This window comes from Ensifer sp. ENS03, from assembly GCF_014852035.1.
GTDB classification, from domain to species: domain Bacteria; phylum Pseudomonadota; class Alphaproteobacteria; order Rhizobiales; family Rhizobiaceae; genus Ensifer; species Ensifer adhaerens.
On sequence record NZ_JACVAV010000003.1, the window covers coordinates 568,684 to 591,940 of the forward strand.

Annotated in this window: 20 protein-coding genes and 1 riboswitch; of the genes, 15 read left to right on the forward strand and 5 right to left on the reverse strand. The window is 64.7% G+C overall.

The window, feature by feature from the left end; genetic code table 11:
- Window positions 1-295: 295 nt before the first annotated feature.
- From IB263_RS15440 to IB263_RS15470, 7 genes are all read left to right on the forward strand, one after another.
- Window positions 296-1,321: an ABC transporter substrate-binding protein gene (locus IB263_RS15440; protein WP_034805952.1), complete on the forward strand. Its 1,026-nt coding sequence runs from the start codon at window positions 296-298 to the stop codon at window positions 1,319-1,321.
- Window positions 1,322-1,485: 164 nt separating this feature from the next.
- Window positions 1,486-2,991: a sugar ABC transporter ATP-binding protein gene (locus IB263_RS15445; RefSeq protein WP_034805659.1), complete on the forward strand. Its 1,506-nt coding sequence runs from the start codon at window positions 1,486-1,488 to the stop codon at window positions 2,989-2,991.
- Complete coding sequence (locus IB263_RS15450) at window positions 2,991-3,983, forward strand: ABC transporter permease (RefSeq protein WP_034805955.1); 993 nt, start codon at window positions 2,991-2,993, stop codon at window positions 3,981-3,983. The genes IB263_RS15445 and IB263_RS15450 overlap by 1 nt, the downstream gene beginning before the upstream one ends.
- Window positions 3,980-4,936 (forward strand): ABC transporter permease, encoded by a 957-nt coding sequence (locus tag IB263_RS15455; protein WP_034805661.1) that lies wholly within the window; start codon window positions 3,980-3,982, stop codon window positions 4,934-4,936. The genes IB263_RS15450 and IB263_RS15455 overlap by 4 nt, the downstream gene beginning before the upstream one ends.
- The gene (locus tag IB263_RS15460) at window positions 4,933-5,952 is read left to right on the forward strand and encodes a LacI family DNA-binding transcriptional regulator (RefSeq protein ID WP_034805663.1); all 1,020 of its coding nucleotides are present in this window, start codon (window positions 4,933-4,935) and stop codon (window positions 5,950-5,952) included. The genes IB263_RS15455 and IB263_RS15460 overlap by 4 nt, the downstream gene beginning before the upstream one ends.
- An 81-nt stretch (window positions 5,953-6,033) precedes the next feature.
- Window positions 6,034-7,278 carry a Gfo/Idh/MocA family protein gene (locus tag IB263_RS15465; protein ID WP_034805665.1) on the forward strand — a complete coding sequence of 415 codons (1,245 nt, stop codon included), beginning with the start codon at window positions 6,034-6,036 and terminating at the stop codon, window positions 7,276-7,278.
- Window positions 7,279-7,527: 249 nt separating this feature from the next.
- Window positions 7,528-8,364: a universal stress protein gene (locus IB263_RS15470; RefSeq protein WP_034805667.1), complete on the forward strand. Its 837-nt coding sequence runs from the start codon at window positions 7,528-7,530 to the stop codon at window positions 8,362-8,364.
- Window positions 8,365-8,410: 46 nt separating this feature from the next.
- Here IB263_RS15470 and IB263_RS15475 read toward each other — a convergent pair whose 3' ends face one another.
- A complete protein-coding gene (locus tag IB263_RS15475) occupies window positions 8,411-8,860 on the reverse strand; it encodes a pyridoxamine 5'-phosphate oxidase family protein (RefSeq protein WP_034805669.1) in 450 nt (149 codons plus the stop codon).
- 228 nt (window positions 8,861-9,088) lie between these two features.
- Here IB263_RS15475 and IB263_RS15480 point away from each other — a divergent pair, with 228 nt between their 5' ends.
- From IB263_RS15480 to IB263_RS15490, 3 genes are all read left to right on the forward strand, one after another.
- A complete protein-coding gene (locus IB263_RS15480) occupies window positions 9,089-10,567 on the forward strand; it encodes an SLC13 family permease (protein WP_234798788.1) in 1,479 nt (492 codons plus the stop codon).
- Between the two features lie 172 nt (window positions 10,568-10,739).
- Window positions 10,740-11,912, forward strand: coding sequence for a glycerate kinase (locus IB263_RS15485; protein WP_034805670.1), 1,173 nt, complete (start codon window positions 10,740-10,742; stop codon window positions 11,910-11,912).
- A gap of 137 nt (window positions 11,913-12,049) precedes the next feature.
- Window positions 12,050-12,757 carry a class I SAM-dependent methyltransferase gene (locus IB263_RS15490; RefSeq protein WP_034805671.1) on the forward strand — a complete coding sequence of 236 codons (708 nt, stop codon included), beginning with the start codon at window positions 12,050-12,052 and terminating at the stop codon, window positions 12,755-12,757.
- Window positions 12,758-12,781: 24 nt separating this feature from the next.
- Here IB263_RS15490 and IB263_RS15495 read toward each other — a convergent pair whose 3' ends face one another.
- Window positions 12,782-14,188: a S8 family serine peptidase gene (locus IB263_RS15495; protein ID WP_192438682.1), complete on the reverse strand. Its 1,407-nt coding sequence runs from the start codon at window positions 14,186-14,188 to the stop codon at window positions 12,782-12,784.
- A 133-nt stretch (window positions 14,189-14,321) separates the two neighbouring features.
- Between IB263_RS15495 and IB263_RS15500 the strand changes: the two genes are divergently transcribed.
- Window positions 14,322-14,864 (forward strand): RNA polymerase sigma factor, encoded by a 543-nt coding sequence (locus IB263_RS15500; RefSeq protein WP_034805673.1) that lies wholly within the window; start codon window positions 14,322-14,324, stop codon window positions 14,862-14,864.
- Window positions 14,861-15,673, forward strand: a complete 813-nt coding sequence (locus IB263_RS15505) for an anti-sigma factor (protein WP_034805676.1) — start codon at window positions 14,861-14,863, stop codon at window positions 15,671-15,673. Before IB263_RS15500 ends, IB263_RS15505 begins: the two co-directional genes overlap by 4 nt.
- Before the next feature lie 49 nt (window positions 15,674-15,722).
- Here the strand turns inward: IB263_RS15505 and IB263_RS15510 are convergent, their stop codons facing one another.
- The gene (locus IB263_RS15510; protein ID WP_034805679.1) at window positions 15,723-16,205 is read right to left on the reverse strand and encodes an Lrp/AsnC family transcriptional regulator; all 483 of its coding nucleotides are present in this window, start codon (window positions 16,203-16,205) and stop codon (window positions 15,723-15,725) included.
- 155 nt (window positions 16,206-16,360) lie between these two features.
- Between IB263_RS15510 and IB263_RS15515 the strand changes: the two genes are divergently transcribed.
- Genes IB263_RS15515 through IB263_RS15525 form a run of 3 tightly spaced genes read left to right on the forward strand, consistent with a single transcriptional unit; the run spans window position 16,361 to window position 20,012 of the window.
- A complete protein-coding gene (locus IB263_RS15515; protein ID WP_060581035.1) occupies window positions 16,361-17,566 on the forward strand; it encodes a diaminopropionate ammonia-lyase in 1,206 nt (401 codons plus the stop codon).
- Window positions 17,567-17,568: 2 nt separating this feature from the next.
- Window positions 17,569-18,744: a M20 aminoacylase family protein gene (locus IB263_RS15520; protein WP_090425852.1), complete on the forward strand. Its 1,176-nt coding sequence runs from the start codon at window positions 17,569-17,571 to the stop codon at window positions 18,742-18,744.
- Window positions 18,745-18,773: 29 nt separating this feature from the next.
- Window positions 18,774-20,012 carry a Zn-dependent hydrolase gene (locus tag IB263_RS15525; protein WP_034805688.1) on the forward strand — a complete coding sequence of 413 codons (1,239 nt, stop codon included), beginning with the start codon at window positions 18,774-18,776 and terminating at the stop codon, window positions 20,010-20,012.
- Window positions 20,013-20,184: 172 nt separating this feature from the next.
- On the opposite strand, the gene IB263_RS34475 is transcribed toward IB263_RS15525, so the two are convergent.
- Both IB263_RS34475 and thiC read right to left on the reverse strand, forming a co-directional pair.
- The gene (locus tag IB263_RS34475; protein ID WP_156553071.1) at window positions 20,185-20,703 is read right to left on the reverse strand and encodes a hypothetical protein; all 519 of its coding nucleotides are present in this window, start codon (window positions 20,701-20,703) and stop codon (window positions 20,185-20,187) included.
- 470 nt (window positions 20,704-21,173) lie between these two features.
- Window positions 21,174-22,997: a phosphomethylpyrimidine synthase ThiC gene (gene thiC / locus IB263_RS15535; RefSeq protein ID WP_034805694.1), complete on the reverse strand. Its 1,824-nt coding sequence runs from the start codon at window positions 22,995-22,997 to the stop codon at window positions 21,174-21,176.
- Window positions 22,998-23,087: 90 nt separating this feature from the next.
- Window positions 23,088-23,216, reverse strand: a riboswitch (TPP riboswitch).
- Between the last annotated feature and the right edge of the window lie 41 nt (window positions 23,217-23,257).

A 23,257-nucleotide genomic window follows, 5' to 3' on the forward strand; every position in this document is an offset into this window, starting at 1 on the left:
CCGCAGCGCCTTCATGTCATGGCGTCATTCCTGCAGTTCATTCCAGTTGGCGCAACGACGAATCGTCACCGCCTCTGCCCTTGCTGTCGCACAGCGGGGAGGGGGAACCAAGCACTATTGGCTTCTCTCGGTGAGACACTTTCCGAAGTCTATTCTGCCCGCGCCCGACGCTTTCCGTTATCTCCTTGATCCTCCCGGCGGCGGAAAACGAAACCGCACAAAATTCCCGAAAATGCCCATTGAAATCGATTACATTTTCTGGCTTCATGGTTTTCGCAAGATTTGGGAGGATCTGATGAAGAAATTTATCGCCGCAGCGCTAGGCGCTGTCGCAACCATTGCCATTTCCGCTTCTTTCGCCAATGCCGAGACCTTCAAGATCGGCCTGTCCAACGGCTGGGTCGGCAGCGAATGGCGCACGCAGATGATCGACGAGGCCAAGGAGGCCGCGGCGAAGTGGAAGGAGAAGGGCGTCGACGTCGAAGTCTCCGTCCAGAGTGCCAATGTCGACGTACCCGGGCAGATCGCGCATGTGCGCAACTTCATCGCCGAAGGCGTTAACGCCATCATCATCAACCCCAACAGCCCGACGGCCTTCGATCCGATCTTCGCCCAGGCGAAGGAAGCCGGCATCCTGGTGATCGCGACGGACGCTGAGGTTTCCTCGCCGGATGCGACCTATGTCGGCATCGACCAGACGGCCTGGGGCGCCGCCGGCGCCAAGTGGCTGGCTGACACGCTCGGCGGCAAGGGCAAGGTGGTCGCCATCAACGGCGTCGCCGGCCATCCGGCCAACGAAATGCGCGTTGCCGGCTACAAGAGCGTCTTCAAGGATTATCCAGATCTGCAGGTGGTCAACGAGGTCAACGCCAACTGGGATCAGGCCCAGGGCCAGCAAGCGATGCAGAACATTCTTGCGACCTATCCTGATATCAACGGCGTCGTCGTGCAGGACGGCATGGCGGCTGGCGCCTGGAAGTCGATCATGGATGCGGGCAAGACCAGCCAGATCGCCGCAACCGGCGAAATCCGCAAGGATTTCATCGATCTCTGGGTCAAGGACAAGCTGAATTCCGGCGCGACCGTCAACCCGCCGGGCGTCATGGCAAGCGCGCTCAACGTCGCGGTGCTGATGCTGCAGGGCAAGGAACTGAAGGAGCCGGCAACGGCTGGCCAGTACAAGAACGCCATGTATCTGCCGATCCCGTTCATCGACAGCAAGAACCTCGGCGACGCCGCCAAGCAGCTCGACGGCAAGCCGGGCTACTACTCCTACACCAACGCGCTTTCGATCGACGACGCCACGGCGTTGTTCAAGTAAGTTCGGGTTTCGCCGGGCGACTCTTGTCTTGAGCCGCCCGGCGACCGATGCCGCCGATGGCCACCGACCAAGGCCGATCGGGCGTGAAAGATTGCTGCAGTGGAGCCGGTGCCGAGCGCGAGCATCCCTGAAGATGCGGCAAGCAACCAAATGGACGACAGCCGATGTCGAAACTGAGACTGAACGGCGTGAGCAAGGCTTACGGCGCAACGCTGGCGCTACGCCGCGGCGACCTTGAGATCGCTGCCGGCGAAGTGCATGTGCTGATGGGCTCCAACGGCTCCGGCAAGAGCACACTGTGCAAGATCATCGCCGGCAGCGTGCGGCCGGATGGCGGCCAGATCCTGATCAACGACAAGCGCGTGACGATCTCCGGGCCGCAAGCCGCACGCGCCGCCGGCATCGGCATTTTCTACCAGGAACTCAGCCTCGCCAGCCACCGGTCGGTCGAGGAAAACATCTGCCTTTCCGCCCTGCCGGTGAAGGCCGGCCTCTTCATCGACCGGGCGGCAATGAAGGCGCGCGCGGCGCGCTACATCGCCTTGTTCTCGGAGGTCTCCGGCGAAGGTTTCCACGCGGAGGCCCTGGTCGGCAATCTCCGGGCGGACCAGCGGCAACTGGTGGAGATCATGAAGGCGCTCGCCAGCGAAGCGCCGATCCTGATCTTCGACGAGCCGACCTCCGCACTTGACCGCGCCCAGGTCGATCGCTTCTTCGAGATCCTGCGCGATCTCAAAGGCCAGGGTCGCGGCATCATCTTCATCTCGCACCGCATGGACGAAATCACCGCGATCGGCGATCGCGTGACGATCATCCGCGACGGCGAGACCATCGAGACGTTGAAACTCTCCGAGACCGACCCGGCAACGGTCATCCGGCTGATGGTCGGCGGCGCCAGCGACATGCCGGCTGCAAGGTCATCGGCACCAGCGGTGGTGGAAACTGGCGCGCAGACGGCGATCTCCGTACGTAGCCTCTCGGGCAAGGGCTTTCGCGATGTCAGCTTCGAGGTGGCAAAGGGCGAGATCCTCGGGCTCGGCGGGCTGCACGGGCAGGGGCAATCGGCGCTGCTGCGGGCCATCTTCGGCGCAAGCACCGTTTCATCCGGCGAGGTGACGATCGGCGGCGAACGCTATGATGCCAAAAGCCCGCGCGACGCCATTCGCCGTGGCTGCGCCTATGTCTCCGGCGACCGCGGTCGCGACGGCGTCATCAGCGGCCGTCCGATCATAGAGAACGTCACGCCGATCCATTATCTTCGCGACCGGCTGATGCTCGCGCGGCCCTCGAGCCTCAAAAACAAGGCGATGCCGGCGCTCGAAGCGATGCACACCAAGTTTGCGAGCCTCTTCCATCCGATCAATTCGCTTTCCGGCGGCAACCAGCAGAAAGTGATCATCGCCCGATGGCTGATCGATCGGCCCGACGTGCTGCTGCTCGACGACCCAACCAAGGGCATCGACCTCCAGGCCAAGGCCGATCTCTTTGCGCTCATTCGCCAGCTTGCGGCCGAAGGCCTCGGCATCCTGCTCTATTCGTCCGAGGACGCCGAGCTGCTCGGCAACGCCAACCGTATCCTCGTCTTCAACGGCGGCTCGGTGACACGCGAGCTGATCGGTGACGATCGCACCCGCTACAATCTCTACCAGGCTGCATACGAGGCCGCATGATGACATCGACCGCGACAGACATTTCCTCTCCAAGGAGCGGTGGGCTGCGCTCCTGGCTCGAGCGCTACCCCTTCCTGCCGGCACTGGTCATCCTCATCGTGCTGCTGGCGCTGAACGGCCTCTTTTCGCCCAACAGCCTGAGCTACCGCTCGCTGACGGGTCTGCTCAGCACCTATATGGCGCTGATCATGCTGGCGATCGCGCAGACCTATGTCGTCTCCGCCGGCGATATCGATCTTTCCGCCGGCGCGACGCTGTCGCTGGTCAATGTCGCGATCGTCGTCCTGATGGAGCGCTGGGGCGGCGGCGCCGGTGCCGTGCTGCTCGCACTTGCGCTCGGCGTCCTCATCGGACTTGCCTGCGGGCTGGTCAACGGACTGGTCGTCGCAGCACTTCGGCTGCAGGCGATCGTCGCCACCTTTGCGACCAGCATCTTCTTCACCGGGCTGGCGCTCTATGTCATGCCCGTTGCCGGTACGCCGGCGCCGGCACTGTTCTGGCGCACCTATGGCGGCCGCCTCTTGGGCCTGCCCTTCGTCTTCTACGTGCTCGCGGCGCTGGCTGTCCTGCTTTACTTCCTGTCGCGCACGCGCATCGTCACCGAACTGCTGGCCGTCGGTGACGACCAGCAGGCCGCCTATCAGACCGGGCTTCCGGTCGTCGCCGTCCGCATCAAGGGCTACCTTCTGTGCGGGCTGTTCTCGGCGCTTGCCGCTTTCTGCCTCACGGGTGATACAGCGAGCGGCGATCCGCTGGTCGGCGGCAAGATGACGCTCTACAGCGTCGCCGCCGTCGTGCTTGGCGGCAGTGCGCTTGCCGGCGGCTGGACGACGGTGGTCGGCTCTCTGCTCGGCGCCCTGACGATCGGCCTCGTCAATTCCCTGGTCTTCTTCATGGGCACGCCGTCGGAATGGCAGAACTTCGTCCAGGGCCTCGCCATTCTGATCGTCTTGATGGCCGGCGTGCTCGCCGGTCGGAGGGCACGCGCATGAGCTCGGTTACGTCGTTCTTCAAACAGCCGCTGGTCGTGGCGCTCATCCTCATCGTCGCGCTGCTCTATCTTGGCCAAAGCCTGTCGCCGGGGTTTGCCTCGGCCGATCAGATCCTCCGGCTCTTGATCGTCGCCTCGCTGCTCGGCATCGTCGCCGCCGGCCAGAACGTCGTCATTCTCGGCGGCCGCGAGGGCATCGACCTCTCCGTCGGCGGCGTCGTGTCGCTCTCGGCGATCATCGCCGGCAATGTCATGAACGGTGCCGATGGCGGCATCCTGCCGGCGGTGCTCGCCTGCCTGGCGGCCGGCGCCTTCTTCGGCCTTTTGAACGGCCTCGGCGTCACGCTTCTGCGCATCCCGCCGCTGGTGATGACACTCGGCATGCTGGGCGTGCTGCAGGGCCTGCTGGTGGTCATCCGCCAGGGCATTCCCTCGGGTCGCGCCGCGCCCGGCCTCTCCGCCTTCGTGACCCAGCCGCTGGCGCTCGGCATTCCCGGCATCATCTGGCTCTGGATCGTGATCGGCCTGTTCATGGCCTTCATGCTGAACCGCACCGTCTTCGGTCATCGGATCTACGCGATCGGCTCCAACGAGCACGCGGCCTATATGGCCGGCGTGCCGGTTCGGCTCATGCGCATCGGTCTCTTCATGATCTCGGGCATGTTCGCCGCGATCGCCGGGCTCTGCCTGCTCGGTTATTCCGGATCGTCTTTCGCCAATGTCGGCGAGCAATACATGCTGTCGTCGATCATCGCGGTCGTCTTTGGCGGCACGTCGCTTGCCGGTGGCAAGGGCGGTTACACCGGGACCATGGCCGGCGCGCTGCTGCTTGTCATCCTCCAGGGCATCCTGACGACGGTGAACATCGACGAGTCCGGCCGTCAGATGGTGTTCGGCGCGACGCTGCTGCTGCTCATGCTGTTCTACGGCCGCGGGAGGGCGATGCGCGCATGAGCGAGCGGCCGAAGATCAAGGATATCGCAGAACGCGCCGGTGTCTCGGTTGCGACCGTTTCGCGGGCACTGAGCGGCTCGTCGCTGGTGACGGACGAGACACGCCAGCGCATCAACGCGCTGGCGCGCGAGCTCAACTACCGCCCGAATGTCAGCGCCCGCAACTTGCGAACGCGCCGGTCGATGTCGGTACTGCTTGTCGTGCGCGACGTCGGCAACCCCTTCTACCTCGAGATCCTGAAGGGCGTGGAGGCGACGGCGCGCGAGGCCGGTTACGCCGTCCTCATGGGCAACACCGAGAACGACCCGGACCGCGAGGTCGAGTATTTCAACATGCTGCGCGACGGCCATGCCGACGGCATGATCCTGATGACCGGCAAGCTGCCGCCGCCTGAGCCGGGCGAAAGCGCCGATCTCTCGCATCTGCCTGTCGTTATCGCGCTCGAAATGATCGAGGGGTCCGGCTTCCCGCATGTGCAAATCGACAACGTCGCCGCCGCTGAGGCTGCGGTCGACCATCTGATCGCGCTCGGCCATCGCCGCATCGCCCATATCGCTGGTCCCCTGCCGGAGGTCATGGCGCTCCACCGCCGCGACGGCTACCGGGCCGCCATGAAAGCGGCCGGCCTTGCGGTCCCCGAGGGGTACGAGGTGCGCGGCGACTACCTGCTCGAAAGCGGCGAGGCCTGCGCCTCGGACCTTTTCGCCCTGCCGGAGCCGCCGACCGCGATTTTCGCCGCCAACGACGAGATGGCCTACGGCGCAATCCATGCGCTACGGCGGCTTGGCCGCGAGGTGCCCGGCGACGTCTCGGTCGTCGGCTTCGACGATCTCTATCTCAGCAAGGCCTTCTATCCGCCGCTGACGACCGTCAGCCAGCCGCGCGCCGACATCGGTCGCACGGCGATGTCGCAGCTTCTCAACGTCCTCTCGGATGGTGACGTCGCCGCAGAGCCGGCCATCGTCCTGCCGACCACGCTCAACATCCGTGGCAGCACCGCGCCGCCACGTAAATAGCCGGAGGTGGGACGAGGAAAGCCGCGTGCGGTTTTCCGCCCGCACCCCGCCGTTACCAAAATCGATCAATGGGAGAAGAGAATGACACAGCTACCGAAGCAGACGCTGCGCGTGGGTTTCGTCGGATCGGGCTTCATCGCCCATTTCCATCTGAAATCGATGATCGGCGTGCGTAATGTCGAGGTCACCGGCGTCTTCAGCCGCAAGGCCGAGAACCGCGAGAAATTTGCAAATGAGGTCGAGGCGCTTGGTCTCGGCAGCTGCCGCACGCATGAAAGCCTGGAAGCGCTGCTGACCGCCGATGACGTCGACGCGGTCTGGATCCTTTCGCCCAACTACACCCGCATCGACGTCATGCGTTCGCTGCACAAGGCCGTCAAAGACGGCCGCAGCAAGGTCTTCGCCGTTGCCTGCGAAAAGCCGCTTGCCCGCACGGTTGCCGAAGCCCGCGAGATGCTGTCGCTGGCCGAGGATGCCGGCCTCAACCACGGTTATCTGGAAAACCAGGTTTTCTGCACGCCGGTGCTGCGTGGCAAGGAAATCATCTGGCGGCGCGCGGCGACGACCACCGGGCGCCCCTATCTGGCGCGCGCGGCCGAGGAACATTCCGGCCCGCACGAACCCTGGTTCTGGCAGGGCGACAAGCAGGGCGGCGGCGTGCTTTCGGACATGATGTGCCACAGCGTCGAGGTCGCGCGCTACCTGCTGACGGCGCCCGGTGCGCCGCGCAATTCGCTGAAGATCAAGGCGGTAAACGGCACCGTCGCCAACCTCAAATGGACGCGTCCCCACTATGCCGAACAACTGCGCAATCGCTTCGGCAACGAGGTCGATTATCGCAACCGGCCGTCCGAGGATTTTGCCCGCGCCACGGTGACGCTCGAAGACCAGGACGGCAACGAGCTGATGATCGAGGCGACCACCTCCTGGGCCTATGTCGGCGCCGGCTTGCGCATCCAGCTCGAATTGCTCGGACCGGAATATGCGCTCGAATACAATTCGCTCTCTACCGGCCTGAAGATCTTCATGTCGCGCGAGGTCAAGGGCTCGGAGGGCGAGGATCTCGTCGAAAAGCAGAATGCCGAGCAGGGCCTGATGCCGGTGCTCGAGGACGAGGCCGGCGTCTACGGCTATACCGACGAAAACCGCCACATGGTCGAGTGCTTCCGCAAGGGCGAAAAGCCGCTCGAAACCTTCGAGGACGGCCTTGCTGTCGTCGAGATGCTGATGGGGCTTTACCGGTCGGCAGAAATCAACGCGACGCTCAACTTCCCGGCGCCGGAGCTCGAACATTACGTGCCGGTCGTCGCGCGCCGGGGTGCCTGACGACTGAAGTTCAGGCCCGCGCGGTCGAGGCCGTGAGGCCGAGTTTGCGGAGCAATTGGGCGGCGGAGGCAATGACCGTCTTCGCCGGCCCGCCCGCAACGAGGGCGGTCGGCGTAGACGCCTGCGCGTAGAGCCCCCCATAATTATACGCTTTCCTCCATGATCCCGGTTGACGGGGATCAATGTCGCCGGGTGCGCATTTGCCTAGGCTGACTCAGTTCTTAAGTCCGGTCGCGAGGAGGAAACGCGATGACATACAAGACAATTCTCGCCGTGGTCGGCGTCGATCATTCCGCAGACGATCTGCGTGCCGCGGCACAGGTCTGCGCTTCGGCAAACGCTCACCTCTCCCTGTTGATCGTCAAGCTCGCCGCTTCTCCGCCGATCGGCGATTTTGCCGCCGCCATCTCGATTGACTGGCTGAACGAACGTCAGCGCGAGGTCGACAAGCTCGAATCCTGCGTGGCAAGCGCAACCGACGTTCTCACCCGGGAAGGCATCTCGTTCAGCGTCGAAACGAAATACACCGAGGCTGCCTGGGCCGATGACGAGATCGGCGAGCGCGCACGCTATGCCGACCTGACGCTCGTGGGCGACGGCCTGATGCTGGACCCGGAGCTACGGTCGCGCACCATCGACGGGACGCTGTTCAACTCCGCGCGACCGGTCCTCGTCCTCCCCAAGGGCAAGCCCGCGCGGCTTGATCCGAGGACGGTGGTGCTTGCCTGGAACTCCCGGCTGGAAGCGGCCCGTGCGGTACGCGAAGCGCTCGACCTGCTGAAGGGCGCCAAGATCGTCCACGTGACGATGGTCGACCCGCGTTCCGCCTACGGCAAGAACGGCGAGGAACCCGGTGCCGATATCGCCGGCTACCTTGCCCGGCATGGCGTTTCGGTTTCCGTCGAGCGGCTGCCGAGCGGCGGGCATCGGGTCGATGACGTGATCAATCGCTTCGCTTCCGACGTGGCCGCCGATCTGATCGTCATGGGCGCCTATGGCCACTCCAGAATGCGTGAACGCGTCTTCGGCGGCGTCACCCGCTCGATGCTCGAAAACGCAGTGGTACCCGTGCTGATGGCCCATTGACAGGCACGGCCGAGCGCGCAGCCATCTGACTGCGCGCCGACGGTCATCAACCCACAGTGGCTGCCCGCCCGGTCACCTCATCGATCTCGATTTCGAAGAAGAGATGCGGCGAGGCGCCGGTAATTGCCTGATCGCCGGGCTTCAGACCGCCCGGTTCCCACCAGTTCACGCGCTGTTCGAGAAGCGACCAGGCGTTCATGCGCTCGCGATGCCATTGTTTCGTATCCGGCAGTTCCTGATAGCGGCCGTAGATGACGACGCTTCGCCAGTCCTTCCGGTCCGTTGCCGTGTCCATTTGAATGCAGACGCGGGGAGTGGCCCGCATCCAGTCGATCTTCTGCCCGGGCATCGAAAAGCCGTAGAGCCTGTTGGCGGCAAAAGCATATTGGATGGGCACGACATAGGGCTGGCCATCCCGGACGCACCCGAGGCGGGCGATGTGGTTCTCGGCGACGAGGTCGATGCATTCCTGCCGCGACATTTCCCTGATCAACATGAAACTCTCCTTTTGAAAGAGGTCATCTGGCACCAGTCTCTGCCTGTCAGGAGAACAGGCATTGATCTCGCTCAATTCGGGCTTTCGGGCCTCCAGCGCCGAAAATTGTCGGGCACGAGCGGAATAAACCGCCCGACACCCCGTTTGCCCTCCCACGAAATCAGCCCGGTGGCTTTCGTGCGGCGCGGTTGCCGCGCGAGCCTGGGCCAGCAAAAAGGGAGCGTAGCTATGACCATCAGCCCGGTGATCGCTTCGGAAAAAGACCTCGTCACCCTGAACGCGGCGGTAGCCGAACGCATTGACGGCCATATGCCGGTGAGTCAGGTGCGCCTGCTCGTCGGCGCAATGCTCGTCGCCTTTGCCGCCGTCCTGATCTTTCTCGCGGCCGACGGCCTGGTGCTGCCGATGCGCCTTTCGCTGATGGTGTTTGCGACGACGCTGATCTGCTGGACGATCTTCGACCTGCCGGAAACGCCGGTGGCGCTTGCCGGGGCGGCGGCTTTGGCCGTGACCGGCGCCGTCGGCGAAGAGGCGGTTTATGCCGCGCTTGGCAACGACATCGTCTGGCTGATGATGGCGGCATCGGTGATCGCGGCGGTGCTGCAGGCATCTGGTCTCGTTGAGCGGCTCGCCTTCCGGCTGCTTGCCCGTTTCCGCGATGTCAGCCGGCTGTTCTGGGTGGTGACGCTGACGATCTTCGTGACTGCCTTCGTCATCCCCTCGACCTCGGCGCGGGCGGCGATCTTCATGCCGGTCTTCCTGGGGCTTGCCTCGACCATCGGCCGCCCTGGCGTCACCCGCGCGCTGGCCCTCCTGTTCCCGTCGGTGATCCTGCTTTCGGCGGCCGCCTCGCTGACCGGCGCTGGCGCCCATCTCGTTGCCGTCGATTTCATTCGCCGCAGCGGCGGTGAGGCGCCGGGTTTTCTCGGCTGGGCCTTGCTTGCCGCGCCCTTCGCGCTGCTGACGAGCCTCCTTGCCTGCGGCCTGATCCTGCGCTTCTTCCTCGACGATGCCGACCGGAACTCGCGCTTCGACCTGCCGGCCGCGCCTACGGAGAAACCTCCGTTTTCGGCGCGCGACAAGGCAATCCTTGCCGTGACCGCTGCGATCGTCGCAGCACTCGCGACCTCGGACCTGCACGGCATCGCGCTGCCGGTGGTGGCACTCGTCGGCGCTCTTGTCCTTGCGTCGGAAAAGATCTCCGGCATGCCGTTTCGCAAGGCGCTGAAGGGTGTCGAGTGGAACCTGCTTCTGTTTCTTGCCGGCACGCTCGTCATCGGCGAAGCGCTGCTGTCGACCGGCACGGCGACGGAACTTGCCGATCGCCTGATCGGTGCCTTCGGCCAGATCGGCAAGCCGCCGGCGTGGCTGGTCGTGCTTCTCGCCATTGCGGTCGCGACCTTTGCCCATATCGTCCTTGCCTCGCGAACGGCTCGCGCGACAGTGCTCATTCCGGCCGTTGCGCTGCCACTGGCGGGCTTCGGGGTCAGCCCCGCCAGCCTCATCATGGTCACAGCCATAGGTAGTGGCTTTTGCCAGACGCTGATGGTTTCGGCGAAGCCCGTAGCGCTGTTCGGAGGTATGGAACCACCCGCTTTCAGCCCTTCCGATCTCCTGCGCTTGGCCTTGATGCTGGCGCTCCCGTTCATCGCGTTGCTTGCCCTGTTCGCGCTTGTGATCTGGCCTGCAGTCGGGTTGGAAACATGACGATAAGCATCTGATATAATGTCATTTTAAGAGCCGAAGCGTCTGTCGCTTCGGCTCTTTTCTTTTTCTTTTCGTAAAAGAAAGAATTCTGCATTTCGGCCGGAATAAACGTGGCGAGCTGCCGTTTCTCCCCTGCATCCGCATTGTCACAAAAGTGCAAGGAGATTGTCACATGTCACTTACCATTCTGGTTGCACCATCCGGTTTCAAGGAAAGCCTGTCGGCGGAAGAAGCTGCCAACTGCATCGAGAAGGGCGTGCTGCGCGCCTGCCCGAGCGCCGAGGTCCTCAAGGTGCCCATGGTCGACGGCGGTGAAGGCTTCACCAAGGCGCTCGTCGCTATCACCGGCGGCAGCCTGCACGAACTGACCGTGACCGGCCCGCTCGGCGAACCCGTCGCCTCGCATTTCGGTTTCCTCGGCGGGCAGTCCGAACGCACGGCCGTCATCGAAATGGCCGCGGCCGCCGGTTTGCGACTGGTCCCGCGCGATCGGCGCAACCCCTGCCTCACCACCAGCTACGGCGTCGGTGAGCTGATCCGGGCGGCCCTCGACGCCGGCGCCCGCCGTATCCTGCTTGGCTGCGGCGACAGCGGCATCAACGATGGCGGCGCCGGCATGGCCGCAGCCTTGGGCGTGAAGCTGCTCGACCGGAAGGGCAAACCGCTTGCGCCCGGCGGTGCGGCACTGGCGTCGCTGGCGCGCATCGACATTTCGGGCCGCGATCCGCGCCTCGCCGAGGTTCGCATCGACGCGGCCGTCAACTGGCACAATGTGCTGCTCGGCGCACGCGGCGTTGCCCGTGTCTTCGGGCCGCAGAAGGGCGCAACGCCGGAGCAGGTGGAACTGCTCGCGGCTGCGATGGAGACCTATGCCGCAGCCATCGAGACGGCAACCGGTATCGCGGTCGGCGACGTAGCGGGAGCGGGCGCGTCCGGTGGTCTCGGGGCGGCGGTCATGGGGCTGCTCGGCGGCGCGCTGCATCCGCGCTACGACATCGTGATGCGCTATCTCGATCTCGACAGCATGATCGCCAGGGCCGATCTGGTGATCACCGCCGAAGGCAGCCTCGACGGGCAGACGCCGTTCGGCAAGGTGCCGGCCGAGGTCGGGCACAGGGCGAAGGAGGCGGGCCGCCCCGTGATCGCTCTCGCCGGTACGATTGGCAAGGGCGTGACCCTCAATTTCGAGCACGGCATCGACGCTTTCGCCTCGATCCTGAAGGCGCCCTGCACCCTCGACGATGCCATCAACGCCGCGCCGAAACTGCTCGTTCGTGCGGCTGAAGATGCCGTGCGCATGGTGCGCGTCGGAATGCTGCTCAACGAACGCGGACTGGCTGCCTGACAAAACGGCCACACTCTGGCGGGACGGCGGCGCTGCCGTCTCCCGCCGGAGCCGCGCGGCGGCTACGTCATGCAATCGCCAAGGTTGTCCTCGCAGTCTTCGTAAACGCAGGACGGATCACGAGGACCAAACGCAAAATGTCAAATGGATGGGAGGAGTCGGCGGCTGCCTGGATTTCCGGGCTGGGCGCCGAGGGGGATTTTGCGCGGCGCTTCGTCCTCGATGCGCCCATGCTCGAAAGGGCGCGGCAAAGCGGGGCAAGGGCTGTCCTCGATGTCGGGTGCGGCGAGGGGCGGTTCTGCCGGCTGCTTACGGCGGAGGGGCTGAGCACCGTCGGCATCGATCCCGCCGGGTCGCTCGTTAGTCAGGCGAGGCGTCTGCATCCCGATGGTGACTATCGCATCGCACAGGCCGAAGGACTGCCTTTCGCGGAGAAGACTTTCGATCTGGTCGTTGCCTATCTCAGCCTCATCGACATCGCCGATCTGGATGCGGCGGTTGGCGAGATGAACCGGGTTCTCCGCCCGGGCGGTCATCTGCTGATCGCGAACCTGACCAGCTTTTACAGCGCCAGCAACCCGACCGGCTGGCGCGATGGCGGCGATGGCAAGCGCAGTTTCATGATCGACCACTACATGGATGAACGGTCCGATTGGATCGGCTGGGGCGATCTTCGGGTCATGAACTGGCACCGGCCGCTCAGCACCTACATGTCGCTGTTGCTGGGAGCGGGCCTGCAGTTGCGCTATTTCGACGAACCATTGCCGCGTGGCGGCGAACCGGAACAAAGGGACCTCTTTAGAAGGGTCCCCTCGTTCCTGGTCATGGATTGGCAAAAGCCGTAGTTCAGTGCTGCCCGCTCGACGCTGCTACGAGCGGCAGAGCTCGCGGGCATTGAGAACGCCCCAGCCGAACACGGGATCCTTGCCCGGCGCGCCGAGGTCCTGCGCCGTCTCCGTGACGAGTTTTGCAACTTCCTGGGCCGACAGCGACGGATGCGAGGCCCTGAGAATGGCGGAGGCAGCCGTGACGAAGGGGGCGGCAAAGGATGTGCCGGTCTTGGGCGCTGCCCCCTCGATCGAGGCTGCCGTCCAGACACTCGTGCCGAGTGCTGCGACATCGATATGGTCGCCGCGCCCGGCGCGGCGATAGGGCTTGAAGTTGCGGTCGACCGCGGTGACCGCGATCATCGCCGGATAGGCGGCGGGATAGACGGGTTTAGCCCGCGGGCCGTCATTGCCTGCCGCCGCCACCTGGATGATGTTTCGCTCGGCTACGAGCGCGACGGTCTTTTCGAGCAGCAGATTGTGTGGCCCGGAGAGGCTCATGTTGATGACCGCGACCTTGCGCGAGGCCAGGAGATCGATGGCGCGTACCAGATCGTAGGTCTCGGCGATATCGCTCTCGCCGCCCTTACGCTGGAAGGCGTCGACGGCGATCAGGTGGGCATTGCCGAGCAGGCCCGGCGCGCGACTGTCCTTCGGCCCGGCAATGAGAGCTGCGACTGCGGTTCCGTGCTGGCGGCCGGATTCCGGTGCCTCTTCCTCCGCCAGCCTGACGATGTCGAGCCTGACGTCTTTCAGTGAGGGATGGGCGGGGTTGATCGCCGTGTCGATCAGCCCGATCGGACCGGCAGCCGGGCACGCGGCGCCGGCGTCGGGCCAGCCGATGGCGGTGCGAACGAGCGCGCAACCGCCGTCGGCACAGGGAGCCGGTGAGGCGGTGCCTTCGTTCGGCTCGAAATAGTGGTTGAGATCGGCGATTGCTCCGGGCGTCGCATCCGCGACCTGCCGGCGGGCATCCTCGAGCGTCATGCCGCGGGGGGCGCCGAGCTTGACGATCTCTGTCGTCGAAAGCCCGAGCGGCTCTCGTGCACGCACTGTGAAGCCGCTTTCCGCAAGGCGCTGGATAGCGGCATCGTTGAGACCGAGCGCGATGATTTCACCGGGAACATGCGTTGCCCGGCGCGCTGCCGGACGCTGGCGCACGACGCGGCGCTCCGACGTCCCGCGGAAGAGATCGAGCAGATTGCCGCCTCCCCGCCAGGTGTTGCTTGAGTCGCGATCGCCTGAGCCGCGGGACGAACCGCCACCGCCACCATCGTCATCGTCGTCGTCCGCCTGGGCCTGACTGATTGAGGCAAAGCGAACGGTTGAATTGCCATCGTTACTACCGCCAAAGGAGAGATCCCCAGCACCGGTTGCCAGGCCGCACAACGACAGGACGGTCAGTCGAAACAGGCGTTTTTTCAAGGTTTTCTCCTTGTGTAGCGGCATCCGAAAACGAAAGCTTACCGTGAACGGACGGACCATAAGTGGTGACTTTCGGGTGTAGTTCCCATAACGCTCAACGGATGAATGGACAAATTATTCCACCGGTGACGAAGGGTAGCGCCAAAAGGAACGCCCGATGACGGATCCGACCATCGTCTTCGGCGAGCGCCTGGTCGCGTTTCTGCCGAACCTGCGCCGCTTTGCCATTTCGCTTTGCCGGTCGCGCGACGTGGCCGACGATCTGGTGCAGGCGGCCTGCGAAAAGGCGCTAGCCGGTTCGGACCGCTTCGAGGAAGGCACGCGCTTTGACGCCTGGATGTTCCGCATCCTGCGCAACCTCTGGATCGACCAGCTGCGCCGGCAGAAGACCGCCGGCCCGACGGAGGAGATCGAGGCGCAGGCCGAACTCGCCGTTCCTTCGGGCGAGGCCGGGAGCGAGGCGCGCATGGCGCTGAAGAGCGTGGCGGCTGCGATCGACGGCCTGGTGCTCGAACAGCGCGAGGTACTGATCCTCACCTGCGTCGAGGAGCTTTCCTACAAGGAGGCAGCCGAAGTTCTCGGCATTCCGATCGGAACCGTCATGAGCAGGCTCGCCCGGGCGCGTAAAAATCTTGCGGAGGCAACGGGAATAGAACCGCCGGTCGCGCGTTCACAGGACATGAGAGGCGGGACAAGATGAGCGACACGGAATTCAGCGATGAGATCTTGATGGCGTTCGCCGACGGCGAACTCGACGAGGCGACAATGCGCCGTGTCGAGGCGGCGCTGGAAACGGACGACGAATTGATGGCGCGCGTGGCGATGTTCATGGAAACGCGCGCCGCCGCAAGCGAGGCGCTGAAGCCGGTGCTCGACGAGCCGGTGCCGGACGAACTGGTCGCTAAGGTGCGGGCCATGGCGGCGGCCGCGGGCGACGCAGCGCGCGCGGCGGACGCACCGGCTGCAGCCGGCGATAATGTCGTGGCCTTCCGGCGCCCTGCGGATCAGCCGGCGTCGCCGAACGGTAGCCCCTCGCGGTTTCTGATGGCGCTGGCAGCGTCGCTGCTGGTGGTCGTCGGCGGCGCTGGCGGCTACCTGCTTCGCGGCGGTGGGCTGGCGGATCCAGGCGGGGTGCCGGGCGCGATGCAGGTGGCCGGCACTGTCGGCCCGGCGCTCTCCGCCATCCTTGACAAGGCGGCTTCGGGAGACGAAGTCGCCGTTGGAGAAGGGCAGGGGACGGTCCGGCTGGTATCGGCCTTCGAGCTCGGCTCGGGGCAGCTCTGCCGCGAATACGAACTCGCCCAGCCCGGTGAGCCCGGTCTGGTGTCGGTCGCCTGCCGCAAGGCGTCGACCTGGCAGACGCGGCTCGCCGTCACTAGGCCGGAAGGCGGAGACGGCTATGCGCCCGCCTCTTCGCTTGAGACCGTCGATGCTTTTCTGACGTCGATCGGCGCCGGGCAGCCGCTCGATGCGGACGCCGAGAAGAAGGCGCTCTCCGGCACGAAATAGACCGTGAATTCCAACGTCGGGCAATCGCTGCGCCGCTTCCGGACTTGTCCTAGAGCGGGACCGAAAGTCCGACCTTCACCGGATCCATCGTCACGAAGGTGCGGAAGCGCTTGATGTTCGCATTGCCGAAGAACATGCGCCGGGTGAAGGCCTCGTAGTCGGCCATGGTCGGCACGATGACGACGAGCATGAAGTCGACGTCACCGGTGACATAGTAGCATTGCTGCACTTCGGGTGCCGCCGTGAATGCCGCCTTGGCCGCATCGAGCAGGGCGATCTGCTCGCTTTCGACCTCCACCTCCACCAGGATCGTCAGCGCCTGATTGACGCTGACCGGATCGATCAGCGCGACATTGGCGCGGATGACGCCGGTTTCTTCCATGCGCTTGATCCGCCGCTGGACGGCGGGCGCCGACAGATTGACCGCCTCGCCGATCTGGCGCTGCGGCGTCGTATTGTCCTTCTGCAGGATGGCGAGAATCGCAAGATCGAAGCGATCCAGTTCGACCTGTGGCTTTTTCGACGGTGCCATCCAGTGCCTTTCGGTTCCTGCTCTCCGGGCCCTGAAGGTGGAACCCCACGCCACGGCACCCCATTAACTTTACAAACTTGCATTCTCGACGGCCATTTAGAGCGCATTTCTCGGCAACGATGAAATAGATTTTCGTGGTCTACGGAGATTGCACCATGTTTCTCGCCAATTCCCATGCCGATTTCGGCCACTCGCTACTGCCCGCGGATGCCGACATGCTGTCGCTTGCCGCCGCCGCCCGTGTCGAGCAGCAGCTTGCGCGCCGCCCCGACCATCGGCCGACGCCGCTTCATGCCTTGCCCGCATTGGCGGACGAACTCGGTATTGCGGGCGTCTTCGTCAAGGACGAAGGCCATCGCCTGGGTCTCGGCAGTTTCAAGGCGCTTGGCGGTTCCTATGCGGTGATCCGGCTGGTGGTCGAGGAGGCGGAACGGCGTCTCGGTCGCAGCATCGATCTCGACGATCTCGACCGGCCAGAGGTTCGGGCAATTGCCGCCGCCCAGACCTTCGGCTGCGCCACCGATGGCAATCACGGCCGCTCGGTTGCCATGGGCGCCCGGCTTGTCGGCGCGAAAGCGGTGATCTTCGTGCACGGAGGCGTCAGCGAAACGCGCATCGAGGCGATCGCGGCCTATGGCGCGGAGATCGTCCGCGTTGCCGGGACCTACGACGATTCCGTCCGGGAGGCCGCGCGGGTCTGTGACGAAAATGGCTGGACCGTCGTCTCGGACACCACCTGGCCGGGCTACGAATACATTCCCGGCCTGGTGATGCAGGGCTACACGGCGCTGCTGAGCGAGGCGCTGCGGCAGATGGAAGAGCCTCCGACGCATGTGTTCGTGCAGGCGGGCGTTGGCGGCATTGCGGCGGCGACCGCGGGGCATATGGCGCTACGTTATGGCGCGGAGCGTCCACGTTTCGTCGTCGTCGATCCGGCGCGCGCCGCCTGCCTCTACGAAAGCGCCAGAGCCGGACATCCGGTCAAGGTGGCGCATGGCGAGCCGACGATCATGGCGATGCTCGAATGCTACGAGCCGTCGCTTGTCGCCTGGCGTATCCTGTCCCGCGTCGCCGATGCCTTCATGACCGTCGACGAGGAGGATGCCGTTTCGGTGATGAACCGGCTTGCGCGGCCGACAGGCTCTGACCCGGCGATCGTGTCCGGCGAAAGCGGCGGCGTCGGCCTGGCCGGGCTGCTTTCGGTTGCCCGCGATCCAGCGCTGCGGGAAACGCTCGGACTGACCGCGCAGTCGCGCGTCTTCGTCATCAATACCGAGGGTGCGACGGACCCAGAGCGTTACGCTGCCTTGGTCGGCCTGTCGCCCGAGACCGTCGCCAACACATCGAACGAAAGAGGATGACCATGGCGGGAATGGATTTTGACCGGCTTGTGAAGGACATGACCGCCTGGCGCCGCGACCTGCACGCGCACCCGGAATTCGGTTTCGAGGAACAACGCACCTCATCCTTCGTTGCGGCAAAGCTCAGGGAATTCGGGCTCGACGAGGTGGTGGAAGGTGTCGGTGGTACCGGCGTCGTCGGTCGGCTGAAACGCGGCAGCGGCAACCGCGCCATAGCGCTTCGGGCCGACATGGATGCGCTGCGGATACCGGAACAGGGAGAGCTTCCCTATCGCTCGACGAAGCCCGGCACCATGCATGCCTGCGGCCATGACGGTCACACGGCCATGCTGCTTGGCGCCGCCAAGATGCTCGCCGAAGACGGCGGCTTCGATGGTACCGCATGCTTTATCTTCCAGCCGGCCGAGGAGTGGGGCAAGGGCGCGCTGGCGATGCTCGACGACGGACTGATGGAACGTTTTCCCTTCGACGAAATCTACGGCCTGCACAACATGCCGGGGCTGCCGGTCGGCCGTTTCGAAACCCGCGTCGGCGCCATCATGTCGGCGGAGGACAATTTCGAGATCGTGCTCAAAGGCGTCGGCGGGCACGCGGCGCGGCCGCACTGGGGTAACGAGACGCTGGTCGCCGCCTGCGCCACCGTCGTCAATCTGCAGACGATCGTGTCGCGCCGCCTCTCGCCGACGGATATCGGTGTCGTTTCGGTCACCGAGCTTTTGACCGACGGCACGCGCAACGCGCTGCCCGGTCTCGCCCGCATCCTCGGCGATGCCCGCAGCTTCCGCCCGGAGGTCAGCACCAGGATCGAAGCGGAGATGCGGGTGATCGCCAAGGGTACGGCGGATGCCTATGGCTGCGAGGTCGAGGTCAACTACACGCGCGAGTTCGTGCCACTGATCAATGACCCGGCCTTGACCGGCCACGCCTTTGCCGCAGCAGAAACGGTGTTCGGGACCGGGAATGTCGCAACGGCCGCCGAGCCGATGACCGGCTCGGAGGATTTCGCACGCTTCCTTGAGCACGTTCCGGGCTGCTTCGTCTTCATCGGCAATGGCGAGACATCGGCGCCGCTGCACAATCCGCGTTACGACTTCAACGACGACGCCCTGATCTTCGGCGCGCGTTATCACGCCGAGATTATCCGGCAGAGACTGGCGTTGGCTGATAGCCGGCCATGAACCAAAATCCGCATGAAAGCAGGAATAACATGTCATTTCCTTCCATCGACGCCGCGCGCCTCATCGGGCGCATCCGCGAGCTTGGCGAAATCGGTCGCGATGCAGAAGGGCGACTGACCCGGCTGGCCGGCTCCGACAACGACAAGGCCGGCCGCAACCGCCTCGTCGCCTGGATCGAGGCGGCGGGCCTCGATGTGGCCGTGGATCAGATTGGTAACATCTTCGGCATCTGGCGCAGCGAGGAAAACAGCGGCGAAGCGCCGATCATGCTCGGCTCGCACATCGATACGGTCATCAATGCCGGCATCTATGACGGATGTTACGGCGTACTCGCCGCGCTCGAAGTAATCGAGACGCTGAAGGACCGTGGCGTGACGCCGGCCCGACCGATCGTCGTTGCCGCCTTTACCAATGAGGAGGGCGTGCGTTTTGCGCCCGACATGCTCGGCTCGCTCGTCTATGCCGGCGGCCTGCCGCTGGACGCAGCGCTCGCGACCATCGGCACGGATGGCTCGTCGCTGGGCGAGGAACTCGAGCGGATTGGCTATGCCGGCAACATCGAGCCGGGGTTCCTCAAGCCCCACGCCTATGTCGAGCTTCATATCGAGCAGGGGCCGGTGCTGCAGCGCGAGGGCTTTTCGATCGGTGCCGTCGAGAACCTGCAGGGCATTTCCTGGCAGCGCGTGACGATCGATGGCGTCGCCAACCATGCCGGCACCACGCCGATGGCAATGCGTTCCGACGCCGGTCTCGCGGCCGCGCGTGTCGGCCTCTTCCTGCGCGAGCATATTGCCCGGTCGAACGCGCCGAGTGTCGCGACCATTGGCACCATGCGTTTCGAGCCCGACGCGATCAACGTCATCCCATCGCGTGCCGCCTTCACCGTCGATCTGCGCGATCCGGACGAGGATCGGCTGCAGGCGCTCGAAGCGGCGCTTGCGGACTTTCTGGTGCGCATCGGCGCGGAAGAGGGGGTAACGATCTCGGTCGAGCGGCTGGCACGCTTCCAGCCGGTCGCCTTCGATCAGGGCATCGTCGCAGCGGTCGAGGCTTCGGCGAAGGCGCGAGGCCTCAAGAGCCGGCGCATGACTTCGGGCGCCGGTCATGACGCCCAGATGATCGCCCGCATCGCGCCGACGGCGATGATCTTCGTTCCGAGCCGCGACGGCATCAGCCATAATCCGCGCGAACACACGGAGCCGGATGATCTGGTCGCCGGCGCCAACGTGCTGCTCGATGTGGTCGAGCGGATGGTGAGTGGTCGCTAGAGGGCTATAGGGCTATAGGGACGTTGCGCGTTCGTTGATCGAACGGGATCGATAGCGCGCCTCCCGCTGCTCCGTTATGCCAGGGCTTGGCCCAAGCATCCAGGCGCAGACGCTTCTATGTCCGCGATAAACAGCACACGGCATCCTTCGGCGCGACGAAGCAGACATCTCTTCAGGGCTCTGTTCTGGTGTGACCCGCGCTTTTGCGGGATCCCGCATCGCTCTTCTGCCGGGTGGAAGACTCTGGCCCGCTCCCCTCGGGAGGCTCTTCCGGTGTCCGGCGAAAAAGATTGAGGAAACTGCTGCCGCCGTACCATACGCTGCCGGTTGGTCCGTAATCCCGCCCGTCGCGCGAAGAGGATGAGTGGCGCTCGCTGTCTCCGCCGCTCAGGCCGCTTCCGTCGATGACGCCGCCTCCACCGCCAGCCCCGGTCCCGCCGGGCTCGCCGCCCACGCCGCTACCATCGCCGGAGCCCCAATCGCCGCCACCCTCTGTGCCGTTGCTTCCGCCGCTCCCGACGTTTTCGCTACCTTGGTCGCTGCCGCCCGCGGCACCTTCACCATTCGTGCCGCCGGCATCGGCGTCGTCCGCATGGGCAGCGGAAATCCAGGAAAGGCCCCCGGCAAAGCCCCGGTCACCGTTGAGGCGCGGCAGATCTCCGCCGAATGCTGCAAGGGCTCCTATGGACAAGGCCGTCAGTCTCAACAGGCATGTCCTCAAGTCATTCTCCTTGTGCAAACGGCGTTCTTGCGTCGTCCTGCAGGACTTTTGCGCGGGTACAGTTCGGCTGCCCGCCGCGAATGAATTTCGCCGACAGCGACTTTTGCGTGCGCCTTGCATATCGTTCAATCGATGTGGGGACAAGCAATTGGGGGGACGGGCGACACGGAGCGCAAGGTGCGGGCCTCTGGCGGCGGCCACGACATACAGATGATCGCCCTCATCGCTGAGGCGTCGCGAGAGGGACAGAGGACGTTGCATGTTTGTTGATTGAACGGGGTCGTTGGCGCGCCTCCCACCCTCCGTCATGCTCGGCTCAAGCCCAAGCATGACGGAGGAGGAGAGCCTTGGCGATCGCCGCTTCCGCTTCCGAGGCGGGAGGCGGAGCCCTGAGTGAACTGAAGGGGCCGTGACTGGCCCCTTCAACGAGTCTCTGTCGTCTACTCGGCCGCGCCAGCCGCCCCTTCCACCGGCATATAGAGGTCGCCGCCCTCGCGGTATTTCGCGGCCATTGCCTCCAGGCCTTCCTTCTGCGCTTCTGCGCGGATGTCGTGCGAGATCCGCATCGAGCAGAATTTCGGGCCGCACATGGAGCAGAAATGCGCGACCTTGTGCGCTTCCTTCGGCAGTGTCTCGTCGTGGAAGTTACGGGCCGTCTCCGGGTCGAGCGAGAGGTTGAACTGGTCCTCCCAGCGGAATTCGAAGCGCGCGCGCGATAGCGCGTCGTCGCGCACCTGGGCGGCCGGATGGCCCTTGGCGAGATCGGCGGCATGGGCGGCGATCTTGTAGGTGATGACGCCGACCTTGACGTCGTTGCGATCGGGAAGACCGAGATGCTCCTTCGGCGTGACGTAGCAGAGCATGGCGGTGCCGAACCAGCCGATCATCGCCGCGCCGATGCCCGACGTGATGTGGTCGTAGCCGGGCGCAATGTCCGTCGTCAGCGGTCCGAGTGTGTAGAACGGCGCCTCGCCGCAGACGGCGAGTTGCTTGTCCATGTTCTCCTTGATCTTGTGCATCGGCACGTGGCCGGGGCCTTCGATCATCACCTGACAATCCTTGGCCCAGGCGATCTTGGTGAGCTCGCCGAGCGTTTCGAGTTCGGCGAATTGTGCCGCGTCGTTGGCATCGGCGATCGAGCCGGGGCGCAGGCCGTCGCCGAGCGAGAAGGAGACGTCATAGGCGCGGCAGATGTCGCAGATTTCCTCGAAATGCTCGTAAAGGAAGCTCTCGCGATGGTGATGCAGACACCACTTGGCCATGATCGAGCCGCCGCGCGAAACGATGCCGGTGACGCGATCGACGGTGAGCGGGATGTAGTGCAGCCGGACGCCGGCATGGATGGTGAAATAGTCGACGCCCTGTTCAGCCTGCTCGATCAGCGTGTCGCGATAGACTTCCCAGGTGAGGTCCTCGGCAATGCCGTTGACCTTTTCCAGCGCCTGGTAAAGCGGCACGGTGCCGATCGGAACCGGTGAGTTGCGGATGATCCATTCGCGGATGTTGTGGATGTTGCGGCCGGTCGAAAGGTCCATGACGGTGTCGGCGCCCCAGCGCGTCGCCCAGACCATCTTTTCGACCTCTTCCGCCATCGACGAGGTGACGGCGGAGTTGCCGATATTGGCGTTGATCTTCACCAGAAAGTTCCGGCCGATGATCATCGGCTCGGATTCCGGGTGGTTGATGTTGGCAGGCAGGATCGCCCGGCCGCTGGCGATTTCCTGGCGCACGAATTCGGGTGTCACGTGATCGGGGATGTGGGCGCCGAAGCTTTCGCCGTCCCGGACCTTCGCACGCGCCGCGTCGCGGCCGAGATTTTCGCGGATCGCCACGAACTCCATTTCCGGCGTGATGATGCCGGCGCGGGCATAGGCAAGCTGGGTCACCGCGCGGCCGCCCGTGGCCTTCAGCGGCGCATGCTGGAACGGGAAGGTCGGTGTCAGCCTGTCGCCGCTCACAAAGCCGTTGTCCTCGGGGCGGACCACGCGTCCCTCATAGGTTTCGACATCGCCGCGGTCGACGATCCAGTTGCGGCGCAGCCGCGGCAGGCCGTCCTCGATGCGGATCTCGGCGTCGTCGGCGGTGTAGGCGCCGGAGGAATCATAGACCGTAACCGGTTGCTCGCCCGACGTCGGGTGGAGCGCAATCTCGCGCATCGGCACGCGGATATCCGGATGAAGCACGCCCGGCTTGTGGATCTTGCGGGAGGCGGGAAGCGGTCCTTGCGTGACCGTGAGGGCTGCGGGTTTGGTGGCAATATTCATGACAAGGCTCCAAGTTTGCAATTGGAGACCCAGTTCTGATGCCGGAAGGATGAAAGACGCTCCGCCAGATGCTGGACGCACGGAATCCTGGCTTCGATATCTGCACCGTCCCTACGCCAGTATGAACTGGATCAGGTTCAACGGGTCACTGCGCCACAGCCGGCAATCCGGCCATCCAGCAGAATCTCAGCCCCTTGCGGGACCCCCCTGGTGAATGCCTAGATCATAGCCATCGATCGGCCCGGGTCGTCAAGCGTGAA

Excerpts from the sequence above, each read along its gene's own strand:
- IB263_RS15485 (WP_034805670.1), top strand. The coding sequence starts at position 10,740 with ATGTCACTTACCATTCTGGTTGCACCATCCGGTTTCAAGGAAAGCCTG.
- IB263_RS15475 (WP_034805669.1), bottom strand. The coding sequence starts at position 8,860 with ATGTTGATCAGGGAAATGTCGCGGCAGGAATGCATCGACCTCGTCGCC.
- IB263_RS15455 (WP_034805661.1), top strand. The coding sequence starts at position 3,980 with ATGAGCTCGGTTACGTCGTTCTTCAAACAGCCGCTGGTCGTGGCGCTC.
- IB263_RS15490 (WP_034805671.1), top strand. The coding sequence starts at position 12,050 with ATGTCAAATGGATGGGAGGAGTCGGCGGCTGCCTGGATTTCCGGGCTG.
- IB263_RS15480 (WP_234798788.1), top strand. The coding sequence starts at position 9,089 with ATGACCATCAGCCCGGTGATCGCTTCGGAAAAAGACCTCGTCACCCTG.
- IB263_RS15450 (WP_034805955.1), top strand. The coding sequence starts at position 2,991 with ATGACATCGACCGCGACAGACATTTCCTCTCCAAGGAGCGGTGGGCTG.
- IB263_RS15525 (WP_034805688.1), top strand. The coding sequence starts at position 18,774 with ATGTCATTTCCTTCCATCGACGCCGCGCGCCTCATCGGGCGCATCCGC.
- thiC (WP_034805694.1), bottom strand. The coding sequence starts at position 22,997 with ATGAATATTGCCACCAAACCCGCAGCCCTCACGGTCACGCAAGGACCG.
- IB263_RS15445 (WP_034805659.1), top strand. The coding sequence starts at position 1,486 with ATGTCGAAACTGAGACTGAACGGCGTGAGCAAGGCTTACGGCGCAACG.
- IB263_RS15460 (WP_034805663.1), top strand. The coding sequence starts at position 4,933 with ATGAGCGAGCGGCCGAAGATCAAGGATATCGCAGAACGCGCCGGTGTC.
- IB263_RS15515 (WP_060581035.1), top strand. The coding sequence starts at position 16,361 with ATGTTTCTCGCCAATTCCCATGCCGATTTCGGCCACTCGCTACTGCCC.
- IB263_RS15510 (WP_034805679.1), bottom strand. The coding sequence starts at position 16,205 with ATGGCACCGTCGAAAAAGCCACAGGTCGAACTGGATCGCTTCGATCTT.
- IB263_RS15465 (WP_034805665.1), top strand. The coding sequence starts at position 6,034 with ATGACACAGCTACCGAAGCAGACGCTGCGCGTGGGTTTCGTCGGATCG.
- IB263_RS15500 (WP_034805673.1), top strand. The coding sequence starts at position 14,322 with ATGACGGATCCGACCATCGTCTTCGGCGAGCGCCTGGTCGCGTTTCTG.
- IB263_RS15505 (WP_034805676.1), top strand. The coding sequence starts at position 14,861 with ATGAGCGACACGGAATTCAGCGATGAGATCTTGATGGCGTTCGCCGAC.
- IB263_RS15495 (WP_192438682.1), bottom strand. The coding sequence starts at position 14,188 with ATGCCGCTACACAAGGAGAAAACCTTGAAAAAACGCCTGTTTCGACTG.
- IB263_RS15520 (WP_090425852.1), top strand. The coding sequence starts at position 17,569 with ATGGCGGGAATGGATTTTGACCGGCTTGTGAAGGACATGACCGCCTGG.
- IB263_RS15440 (WP_034805952.1), top strand. The coding sequence starts at position 296 with ATGAAGAAATTTATCGCCGCAGCGCTAGGCGCTGTCGCAACCATTGCC.
- IB263_RS15470 (WP_034805667.1), top strand. The coding sequence starts at position 7,528 with ATGACATACAAGACAATTCTCGCCGTGGTCGGCGTCGATCATTCCGCA.